Raw genomic sequence first — 11,156 nt, forward strand, 5'->3', positions numbered from 1 at the left:
ATGAAACACCTGCTGTTGATCGGCATCGGCCCGGGCAATCCCCGACAGATCACGCTGGAAGCCATTGATGCACTGAACCGCGCCGACGTCTTTTTCCTGCTGGACAAGGGGACGGGCAAGGATGACTTGCTGCGTTCGCGCATGGAGCTGCTTGAGCAGCATGTGCATCGGCCTTACCGGGTGGTTGTGGTTGATGACCCGCTGCGTGACGCCGGGGCACCGGATTATGTCGAGGCCGTACAGGGCTGGCACCGCCTGCGCGCGTGTTTGTATGCGCGACTGCTGGCAGATGAACTGCAGCAGGGGGAATGCGGCGCTTTCCTGCTATGGGGCGACCCTGGGCTGTATGACAGTACATTGCGCATTCTCGATCTGATCGAAGCGCGGCACTTTTCCCTTGAGGTCATTCCCGGTATCAGCAGTGTCCAGGCGCTGGCCGCGCGTCATTGCATCCCCTTGAACCGCATTGGCGAGCCCTTGCAGATACTGCCCGGTCGGCGTTTGGCTGATGTGTCGCCAATTGAAAACGTGGTGGTGATGCTCGACGCCCAGTCGGTCTTTGCCAGGCTGGACGATCCGCAGTTGCACATCTATTGGGGCGCTTATCTGGGAACGGATGATGAAATCCTGATCCAGGGGCCGTTGCTGGAGGTGAAGGCACAGATCCTTTCCCGGCGCGAGCAGGCCAGGGCCAGCAAAGGCTGGATCATGGACACCTATTTGCTGCGACGGCTGTACTAAAACAGGCCACGCAATTCTGTTTAGCGACGCGTCTGGCGCAGAGTTCAGACGCATCCTACATCCTTCTGAAAACACCCCTGCTAGCGTCAAATCCCTTCGTATGTGGGGTGCTCATGCTTGCACGAGCGCCTCGCCCATCACCGTCGCGATAGGGACAAGGGATGTTCTCAGCCGCCAATCACGCGCACTTCAGCCTGACGATCGATGACCTTCAGCACGACCTTCAGGTGCTGTCATTCACCGGCACGGAAGCCATCAGCACACCCTTTGCCTTTGACGTGGCCTTGGTCAGCGAACGCGCAGACCTTGAGCTTGAAACCTTGCTGCACAAGCAGGCTTTCCTGGCGTTCAACGCGCAGGGCGCCGGCATTCATGGGCAGGTTTACCGCGTTTCGCAGGGCGATACGGGCAAGCGCCTGACCCGCTACAACCTGAGGCTGGTGCCGCAACTAGCCTACCTTGGGTTGCGCCGCAACCACCGGATTTTCCAGCAGCGCACGCTGGCGCAGATCATCGCCCAGGTGCTTGAGGAACACGGCATCCTCAGCGATGCCTACCAACTGCACCTGGAAAAGACCAGCGCCCCACGGGAGTACTGCGTGCAGTACGGCGAGTCCGACCTGCACTTTCTGCAGCGCCTGTGTTTCGAGGAGGGCGTCAGTTATACCTTCCGGCACAGCCGCACCGGGCACACGGTGGTGTTCAGTGACCACCAGACCTTTTTCCCCAAACTCGGCCAGCCCACCCCCTACCAACAGGACAGTGGCCTGGTGGCCGACGAGCCGGTAATCAGCCGTTTCAACCTGCGCGTGGAAGCGCGCACCCGGCGCACGTTCTGGCGCGACTACGACTTCGAGAAATCCAGCTTCGTGCTCGAGGCCGAGCGTCAGGCTGATACGGCCTACCCGGAGCCGAACCTGGAGGACTACACCTACCCCGGTGGTTTTCTGCAGGGCGAGGAGGGCAAGCGACTCAGCCAGCGCGCCCTGGAACGCCACCGGGCCGAGCATCGGGTAGCGGAGGGCCGAAGCGACCAGCCGAGGCTGGTGACGGGCCATCTGCTGGAGCTGTCCGACCACCCGTGCCAGGCCTTGAACGACCTGTGGCTGCTGACCGAGATTCAGCATCAAGGCAAGCAGCCGCAAGTGCTGGAGGAGAGCATGACTGTCGACTGCACAGCGGATGACGGCTTCTCGCAGGGCTATCGCAACCACTTTAGCGCCACCCCCTGGGACGTGTTCTACCGTCCGCAGCAGGCGTACCACAAGCCCCGTGTGCTGGGCAGCCAGACGGCCCGGGTTACCGGCCCGAAAGGCGAAGAGGTCTATTGCGACACCTATGGCCGGGTCAAGGTGCAGTTCCACTGGGACCGCGAGGGGCAGCACAACGACCAGAGCAGTTGCTGGCTGCGGGTCGCCTCGGGCTGGGCCGGCAATGGCCACGGCAGCGTCAGCATTCCGCGGGTGGGCATGGAGGTATTGGTGGTCTTTCTGGAGGGCGATCCGGACCGTCCGCTGGTCAGCGGTTGCCTACCCAATAGCCTCAACCCGGTGCCCCATGCCTTGCCGGCGAACAAGACCCGCAGCGTGTTTCGCAGCCGCAGCACACCGGGTGGTGGTGGCTACAACGAACTGCATGTGGAGGACCGCAAAGGTCACGAACTGATCTACCTGCGCGCCCAGCGAGACCTGGAGCAGAAGGTCGAGCGTGACAGCCGGCTGGAGGTGGGCGGTGAGTACTCGGCCCGGGTCGCGGGCAACAGCACCACGGTACTGGAAGCAGAAGAGCATTTCACGGTACTGGCGGATCGCAAGGTTCAGCTCAAGGCCAGTGAGTACCTGGACGTGGGGGCCAGCAGCCACACCCGGATCGGGCAGACGCTGGTGGTGGAGGCGGGGCAACAGATACACCTGAGCTCCGGGTTGAAGGTAGTGCTTGAGGCCGGGGCCAGCCTCACCTTGAGGGCGGGAGGCCACCACCTCGTCATCAGCGCCGGAGGGATATTCAGCAGTACGGAAATTCAACTGGGCGGTGCACCCATGACCGGCACGGCTGCAGCCTCGGTGCCGGTAAGACTGCCGATTTACCAACCGCATGCAGTGCTGGGAGCCTTGTCACCACCCGAAGTCTGTAGTTGCGGCGGCAAGGGTGAGTGCCCAGTTCATCAATCAGGGAAGCCAGCATGATCACATCCATTACTTCGCCGTTCGAGGCACCTGTTGCGTCGGGAACCCTGTGCGTCATCCTCGACGCCTGTTTCGACATGAACCTGCCGACCACCCTCAAGCATGCCTATGGCTACACCCCCGCCTGCTGCGTGCCATTGTTCGAGGGCACGCCCTACGCCGGGCTGCAAGCCGCTGGCCCCTATGTGCTGCGTTGCCCGGCCCATGGCGAACTCGCCGACTACGCCCGTGGCCTGCTGGAGCGGGCCGATGCCGGTTATGTGGCGTACCTGGCGGACGACGCCACCCTTGCGCAGGCCGTGGAGCATTGGCGCAGCCTGCTGACGATGCGCACCGACACCTCCCTGCGGATGCTGCGTTTTTTCGATCCACGCTGGCTCGAACCGTTGCTAACCAGTTTCGACGAGCGTGAGCGGGCGCATTTCATCGGCCCCTGCACTGACCTGGCCTGGCGCAACGAACTTGGCTGGCGTCACTGCGCCAACCCTTACCCCGAGTGGGACGGCGAACTGCGTGCGCCGGGTTGGCTGTACCTGAGCCAGGCGCATCAGGCAGGTCTGGAACAGCGACAACTTGAGGTACTGGCGCAACGCCTGGCTCAGGATTATCAGCGGGCGTTACCCATGCCTGAACCGGTCGAGTTTGTGCTTCGACAACTGCTGGGCGCCCGGCAGGCGGGGTATTCGCACTGGCTTGATATGGAGCGCTGGTTACGGATAGCGCTGGTCAAGGGCGACCACTTCTGGCGTAACACGCCACACGCTGAATATCTGGTGCGTGATGACCTTGCCAGTGCGGACAAGCTCAGCGCGCTTGAACGCCTCTAACTGTAATAACGTACAAGGACGACAAACAGATGCTGGTTAACACCTACACCGTCAAAGCCGGCGACACGCTAGTGCTCATCGCCCAGCAGAATGGGTCTAGCGTGCCAGAGGTACTGGCGCTCAACCCCATCATCAAGGATCCCGATGTGATCAAGGTGGGCTGGCAACTGAACCTGCCTGCTACGCCGTCACAGATACCGTTGCCGCCCCTCAGCTTTGCCAATGACCAGACCTGCCTTTCCATTGAAGGCAGTATCGAATGCAAGGAAGAGCTGGTTGATGTGGTCCATGTGACAGGCTCGCCGCACCTGTGCGTGTTGACCGCCCCGCAGGCCAAGGCCCTGAAACAGGAAGTCGTCTTCGTTCGCGAACTGATGGACGAACTGCACGAAACGCTGGCAGCCGCCCAGCCTGTCAGCCACTGCGCCCGCATCGAAGTGCCTTATGCCGCGTGCAGTTGCACCCGTTGCGTCAAGGAGGACTGGATGCTCAAGGCCGAAGCCGCAGGCGTGCTCACCCGTGAGGCGCCGGTCGAACCTGCTGAGCCGAGCACACCAACGCCGACGACCGAGGAAGATCTGTCCGGGCAACTCCATACCCTGCAGGAAGCCCGCGACTGGTACCAACGCTATGAGCCCAGCCTGTTCTCGGGCAGCCGCAGCGAAAGCAACTGGGAACAACTGCAGCAGCAGAAAGTGCAGGATATCGACGCGAAAATCACCGAACTGCGCACAAAATTGGCGGCCCAGCGCAAGGGCGAAGCCGAAGCCAGCAGCACCCGCTCCACGGCGGCCATGCCCGACCTCAAACACGGTAAAGGCCGTGAGCGCAGAGCAGAACAAGGGCATCAACAGCGCACCGGCATCCATGTGGTGGAAGTGATCCTGTTCAGCGACCCGAGCCGTCGCTACTACATTCGAACAGTGTTTCATGAGCGCATCGACTGGAAAGTGCGCATCAGCACGCAGACTCTTGCCAGTAAACCCTTCAACAAGCAGTTGGCCGGTGAGCTGATCAAGGACATTCAGTCGGCGATCAGCACCAGCCGTAAATCAGGGCCACTGGGTAGCCTGGAGGCCAAGCTGGCCTCGTGGAGCAGTGACAAGGACAACCTGCTCAATACCCTGCACCAGGAAGTCTCCTGGACCTCCAACGCCACCGACGCGACCCGCTACGCCGTCTCGGCCGACGCCCAGGCCCTGCGCTTCGCCGCCAGCGCCAGTGCCGGTATCAATAGCTGGAACCCGGCGCAGGGGTTGATCGACGTCGGGGTCAAGGGCACGGCCGAATTTTCCCTGGCCGACGCCGCGGTGTCCTTCAACAGCTACTTCCCCAGCCAGGGCGGCTACCTGGCCAGCATCACCTACCGCAACGGCGAGGGTAAGACCGTGCGCCACCCCCTGGGCGTGTTCCGCCTGAGTGGCCGGCTGGAGCTGAGTTGCTTCGTGGGCACCCAATTACAGGGGGAAGCGGCAACAAAGACACAGTACAAACCCCGCGAACAGCCCGCGGGCGCAACGGCCTTGCTCGGCACGCCAACCCTGGACGTCGGTAAAAGTGGCTATATCGGGGTCAAAGGCACCGCGTTCGCCGGCGCCCAAACCGGTGGTGCCCTCACCGGCAACTTTCAATGGATCGAACCCAACCTGCAAGGCACAGGCAACATCGAGCCCGGGCAGGCGAATGCCAACAGCAACTGGGTGGATTTGGCGCAGATCAAGGCGGAGGGGAACGTTGCGTTGGGGGCTGGGGGCAGTGGTGAGTTTGGTATTGAAATTGCGAAGAACCGACTGGCTATACGCTGCAGTGGTTCGCTGGTACTGGGGCCAGGGGCCGGCGGCGGCTTCACTACCGTAGTCGACGTGGAGCTGGTCGGGAAGCTGGCGCTACTGTTTTGCAAGGCATTGGCTGAGGTGGATTACCGGTATCTGTTGGATGTGACGGAAGATGCTTTCGACTACCTGTCCGCTGGACTGTTCAAGGTGGCAACGACTCCAGTATCAAAAGCGGTTGATGCCTTTAGAGTCGAGCGCGATGAAATGCTTTTTTGGTGGAGTGAGAGGCAAGGTATCAAAGCAGAGGCTTACGCTTTGGCAGACCATCTGATGCAGTATCGGGCAGTGTCGTTGAAGGCGCAGCCTATTCCATTGAACTTGTTACCGCCGGAAACTATGGGGCCGATGGTTCACTTGCTGACCGAAAGCTATGTTGAGAGCTTCGAGGACACACAAGAGAAGGCATTGGTCATGCTGCTTTCGGCGCTGAGAAGCTGGCGGCAGTTTATTGAGGTGTTGGAGCACTGCGACCCTCAAGCCCGAAAGGTCAACGCGATGGAAAGTCTGGCGCGAATCAATGCATTACTTGATTGGCGCCAGCAGGATGAATTCAACAATTTCATCGATGCTTTGGCGGTAAATCTGGGGGCTCAGAAAGATGAAAAAACAGTGGCTTGGACTCCCGGACCACACAGCTACAAAATGGAAGTTCTGCTAGCTGCACAGCGTAGTGGCAGGTTTACAGGGTTGGCTTAATCTTCGACCCAACAAGGGCGAGTTGTATCGCCCTTGTTGATCATAAGGCTTGATCGGCGTTGACGGCACAGCGAAAACCAGTTCCTGGAAAGTAGCCTCTTCTGACAGGATCATAAGGGAAGCGTCGTACAGTGCTGGCGGTCAGCAATGGGCTTTCGCCTACATCGCTGCCTCTACGAACTTTTTGGATTCCAACATCAGGTCCTTTGGGGTCTTCCAGGGGCGAGTTTCGGTAATAGTCCTCATCGAACCAGTCATTGACCCAGTCAGTAGCGTTTCCTGACATGTTGTAGAGCCCGAGCGGGTTGGGTACATAACTGTCCACGGCAAACGTATGGCGCTCGCGTGGTTCTGGGAAGTTACGCCCATAGTCCAAGCCGCCATTGTCAGTAGGAAAAAACACGTACTGACCGCGACTGCGTGCAGCGTATTCCCACTGAGCTTCGGTGGGTAAATCTACCGGGTAACCACTCAGCTTGCCCAGCCAATTGCAGTAACTCTTAGCTTCCCCCCAGCTTTTAGGCGGCGCTGGGTTATCGGGTTTGTACAGGAACTGTATATCCTCACGCTTGCGGTTTTCCGCGTCATACAGCGGTTTGCCTTGAGCAATAAAAAACAGATCGAAGTCTTTTATCGTGGTCTGAAATTTTGAAAGGTAGTAGCTGCTTAGCTTTACCAGATGAACAAAATCATCATCCCCATCCATGCTGATGTTGCACAACCGATCGGGCTCAACCCCGCACGGCCACTCACACATGTTACTGGGGTCGTAGTTACACTTCCAGCCGAAATCCCCCATCTGAAACTCACCGCCTTCGACAAACACCATATTGTCCAGCGACTGCACCACGGTGTTGAGCAGTTGGGCGCGTACGTCGGTGGACAGCTTCGGGTAGGTCTGGTCGATGGTCGTCGCGATCTGCGCGACTTTTTCCGCGGAGAGCTTTTCGCTCTTGGGCAATGGCAGGGATTGGGCCTGACAGCCGGTCAGTAGCAGCAGTGCGCAGGCGGGCAGAAGTACGCGAACAGCGGGCAGGTAGAACATGGCAGCATCCCTGTGGGCCAAGCGTCAGAAAAACGTGGACGCTAGCAGATCCTGCTACTGGTTGGATGTAGGACCTTTCCCAAACTGCATTACCAGCGAATGTGCATGCATGGATAGCGAAGGTAACTATAGGCGCATGGTTTTAGAGAGGCTGATGGGACTGTACGGAGCAGCGAAAACCAGTTCCTGGAAAGTAGCCTCTTCTGACAGGATCATAAGGGAAGCGACGCACCGTGCTGGCGTTCAGCAATGGACTTTCCCCTACATCGCTGCCTCTAAGGATTTTTTGGATTCCAACATCAGGTCCTTTGGGGTCTTCCAGGGGCGAATTTCGGTAATAGTCTTCATCGAACCAGTCATTGACCCAGTCAGTAGCGTTTCCTGACATGTTGTAGAGACCGAGCGGGTTGGGTACATAACTGTCCACGGCAAACGTATGACGCTCGCGCGGTTCTGGAAAGTTACGCCCATAGTCCAAGCCGCCATTGTCAGTAGGAAAAAACACGTACTGGCCGCGACTGCGTGCAGCGTATTCCCATTGCGCTTCGGTGGGTAAATCTACCGGATATCCACTGAGCTTTGCGAGCCAACCACAATAGTCTTTGGCCTCCTGCCAGCGTTGAGTGGGTGCAGGCAAGTCGGGCTTGTACAGGAACTGTATGTCCTCACGCTTACGATCTTCCGCGTCATACAGCGGTTTGCCTTGGGCAATAAAAAACAGATCGAAATCGCGTATCGTGGTCTGAAATTTTGAAAGGTAGTAGCTGCTCAGCTTTACCGGATGAACAAAATCATCATCCCCATCCATGCTGATGTTGCACAACCGCTCTGGCTCAACGCCACACGGCCATTCACACATATTGCTCTGGTCGTAGTCACACTTCCAGCCAAAATCCCCCATCTGAAACTCACCGCCTTCAACAAACACCATATTGTCCAGCGACTGCACCACGGTGTTGAGCAGTTGGGTGCGTATGTCGGTAGATAGCTTCGGGTAGGTCTGGTTGATGGTCGTCGCGATCTGCGCGACTTTTTCCGCGGAGAGCTTTTCGCTCTTGGGCAATGGCAGGGATTGGGCCTGGCAACCGGTCAGTAGCAGCAGTGCGCAGGCGGGCAGAAGTACGCGAACAGCGGGCAGGTAGAACATGGCAGCATCCCTGTGGGCCAAGCGTCAGAAAAACGTGGACGCTAGCAGATCCTGCTACTGGTTGGATGTAGGACCTTTCCCAAACTCAATGACCAGCGAATGCGCATACATGAGGTAGGCGCTGTAGGGCTGCTTTGGTGCAGAGTTTTAGAGTGGCTGATCGGACTGTATGGAACAGCGGAAGCCGAACCCTGGAAAGTATCCACTTTTGACTGGCTCATCAGCCCAGCGCCGAACCGTACTTGCAGAAAGTAGCGGCCCTTCGGCATAGGTTGAGCCTCTGTGTACACGCAGTGTTCCCGTTTCTGGGCCGGTTGGGTTTTCTACGGGGGAGTGATGGTAGTAATCCGCACCATACCAGTCATTAACCCAGTCAACGGCGTTACCAGAAAGGTTATGAATTCCCAGGGGGTTGGGTACAAAACGGTCTACAGCAAAGGTGCGCGTTTCATTGGGGTGAGGAAAATTTCGCCCATAGTCCAAACCACCGTTATCGGTAGCAAAAAAAACATACTGACCACGGTTGCGAGCAGCATATTCCCACTGTGCTTCGCTGGGTAAATCGACTGGGTAACCACTCAGCTTGCCCAGCCAATTGCAGTAATCCTTGGCTTCATCCCAGCTTTTGGGCGGTGCAGGATTATTGGGTGTGTACAGGAACTGTATGTCCTCACGCTTACGATCTTCTGCGTCATACAGCGGTTTGCCTTGAGCAATAAAAAACAGATCGAAGTCTTTTATCGTGGTCTGAAATTTTGAAAGGTAGTAGCTGCTCAGCTTTACCGGATGAACAAAATCATCATCCCCATCCATGCTGATGTTGCACAACCGCTCTGGCTCAACCCCACACGGCCATTCACACATATTGCTGGGGTCATAGTCACACTTCCAGCCAAAATCCCCCATCTCAAACTCGCCGCCTTCGACAAACACCATATTGTCCAGTGACTGCACCACGGTGTTGAGCAGTTGGGTACGTACATCGGTGGACAGCTTCGGGTAGGTCTGGTCGATGGTCGTCGCGATCTGCGCGACTTTTTCCGCGGAGAGTTTTTCGCTCTTGGGCAAGGGCAGGGATTGGGCCTGACAGCCGGTCAGTAACAGCAGGACTGCAACTGGAAACAGCATTTGAGTCGTTGGCAGGCAGAACACTGAAGCATCCTCAAGGGCCTCAAGGCCAGAGGTTTGGACGCTAGCAGATTGGACCGACGACTTGTTGTAGGACCTTTCCGAAAAGGCGATCACTGTGAGGGCGCAGTGATCGCCTCGGGGCCTGTCGCTGCGCGACGGTTATGAGGCCTGTGTCGGGAAGCGGTTTTTCGCTTCGATCCACTGGGCCATGTACTGGGTGCTTTTGTGCTGGTGATGACGAAGCATGGCGCCGGTGAAGTTGTTCAGGCGTTGTTGTGGCAGGTCGGCCAGGGTTTGTTCGATCCGTTCGACCAGCGCGGTCGCGTGAATGCGCCGGTTGAAGCGTGTCGCGATGAGCGGCGTGCATGCCTGTTGTGCCGCGTTCCAGCGGGCTTCGTCCTGGTACAGCTGCACGGCCGCTTCGGCCAGCGCTTCGGCGGTGACTTCAACAGCGCCAGGCCAAGGCAGGGCACCGTGCATGGCTTCGGCCCCTATCGGGGTGGTGACGCTTGGGGTGCCGCAGAGCATGGCATCGGTCAGTTTGCCCTTGATCCCGGCGCCGAAGCGCAGAGGCGCCAGGCACAGGCGTGCGGCGCTCATGACCTCCAGGGCATCTTCGGCCCAGTTCAGTACATGAAAGCCTTGCGCCGGGTTGTGCAATGCGGTGGCTTTGGGCGGGGTGTAGGCGCCGTAGACATGCAGTTGGGCCTGCGGCAGTTGCCGACGGATCATCGGCCACAGGCTGTGCTTCATCCAGAGCACGGCGTCCCAGTTTGGGGCGTGGCGGAAGTTGCCGATGCTGAGAAAGTGCGCGCGTTCGGCAAAACCTCGCGCAGAGGTTGCCGGCTGGTCAAGCATCAGCGGGCACCAGTGCAGCAGCGCGGGTGGAACACCGAAATGCGCGGTCAACAGGTCGATTTCTGCATCCGAGATCATCAGGCTCAGGTCGCTGCGGTAGATCGCGGCCACTTCACGTTGGGTCAGGTCGGCGTTGGCCATGTGGCGGTAAAGGGTTGCGCTCGGGGTGGCAAACAGCGCGCTGAAGTCGTTGCTGTCCAGGCCCTCGATCAAGCGGCGGCGCAACAGCTGTTGACGGGCATCGCGCAGGCTTTGAAGGTCAGAGGTTTCCAGCACGCGCAGCGCCGCAGGGCAGTGTTTCTCGACGCGCCAGCCGAACTGCTCCTCCATCATGAAGCGGTCGAACAGCACGACATCGGGTGCCAGTTCCGCAACAAAATGGTCGAAACTGCTGCAATTGAGCACGATGGCCTGCTCGGCAATGCCCAGTGCGGCAAGGTCCGCCTTGTGCTCGCCAACGGTGGCCGGGCTGCTGAAGGTGATCTGCCAGCCGCGTTCAAGAAAACTCTCGAGGATCTGCATCATGTGCCCGCCAGCGGCTGACGAGCGCGGTTCCGGCCAGACATAACCAATAACGAGAACCTTGAGCGGTGATGCGGGCATGAGCGATCGGCCTTCAGCGAAAAGTGCGTATTTAACCACAGTGCAGCCTGCCGACGTGGGCACGCAGCGATTGTCGGTAATCTGTCT

The 11,156-nt window shown here is 58.7% G+C and carries 8 protein-coding genes; 4 read left to right on the forward strand and 4 right to left on the reverse strand.

The window, feature by feature from the left end; translation table 11 throughout:
• The 4 genes from cobF (at position 1) to CYD26_RS00315 (ending at position 6,285) form a co-directional block, all read left to right on the forward strand.
• A complete protein-coding gene (gene cobF, locus CYD26_RS00300) occupies positions 1-741 on the forward strand; it encodes a precorrin-6A synthase (deacetylating) (protein WP_102051498.1) in 741 nt (246 codons plus the stop codon).
• A 161-nt stretch (positions 742-902) separates the two neighbouring features.
• A complete protein-coding gene (locus tag CYD26_RS00305; RefSeq protein WP_102051499.1) occupies positions 903-2,927 on the forward strand; it encodes a type VI secretion system tip protein VgrG in 2,025 nt (674 codons plus the stop codon).
• Positions 2,924-3,754 carry a DUF4123 domain-containing protein gene (locus tag CYD26_RS00310; protein ID WP_102051500.1) on the forward strand — a complete coding sequence of 277 codons (831 nt, stop codon included), beginning with the start codon at positions 2,924-2,926 and terminating at the stop codon, positions 3,752-3,754. The genes CYD26_RS00305 and CYD26_RS00310 overlap by 4 nt, the downstream gene beginning before the upstream one ends.
• Positions 3,755-3,783: 29 nt before the next feature.
• A complete protein-coding gene (locus tag CYD26_RS00315) occupies positions 3,784-6,285 on the forward strand; it encodes a LysM domain-containing protein (protein ID WP_102051501.1) in 2,502 nt (833 codons plus the stop codon).
• A 40-nt stretch (positions 6,286-6,325) separates the two neighbouring features.
• On the opposite strand, the gene CYD26_RS00320 is transcribed toward CYD26_RS00315, so the two are convergent.
• From CYD26_RS00320 to CYD26_RS00335, 4 genes are all read right to left on the reverse strand, one after another.
• A complete protein-coding gene (locus CYD26_RS00320) occupies positions 6,326-7,330 on the reverse strand; it encodes an SUMF1/EgtB/PvdO family nonheme iron enzyme (protein ID WP_102051502.1) in 1,005 nt (334 codons plus the stop codon).
• A 142-nt stretch (positions 7,331-7,472) separates the two neighbouring features.
• Entirely contained in the window at positions 7,473-8,477 is a 1,005-nt protein-coding gene (locus tag CYD26_RS00325; protein ID WP_102051503.1) for an SUMF1/EgtB/PvdO family nonheme iron enzyme, read from the reverse strand.
• Positions 8,478-8,624: 147 nt separating this feature from the next.
• Complete coding sequence (locus tag CYD26_RS00330; RefSeq protein ID WP_256587913.1) at positions 8,625-9,629, reverse strand: SUMF1/EgtB/PvdO family nonheme iron enzyme; 1,005 nt, start codon at positions 9,627-9,629, stop codon at positions 8,625-8,627.
• A 138-nt stretch (positions 9,630-9,767) separates the two neighbouring features.
• Complete coding sequence (locus CYD26_RS00335; protein WP_102051505.1) at positions 9,768-11,069, reverse strand: glycosyltransferase; 1,302 nt, start codon at positions 11,067-11,069, stop codon at positions 9,768-9,770.
• Between the last annotated feature and the right edge of the window lie 87 nt (positions 11,070-11,156).

The organism is Pseudomonas sp. FFUP_PS_473 (genome assembly GCF_002858665.1).
Lineage (GTDB): Bacteria > Pseudomonadota > Gammaproteobacteria > Pseudomonadales > Pseudomonadaceae > Aquipseudomonas > Aquipseudomonas defluvii.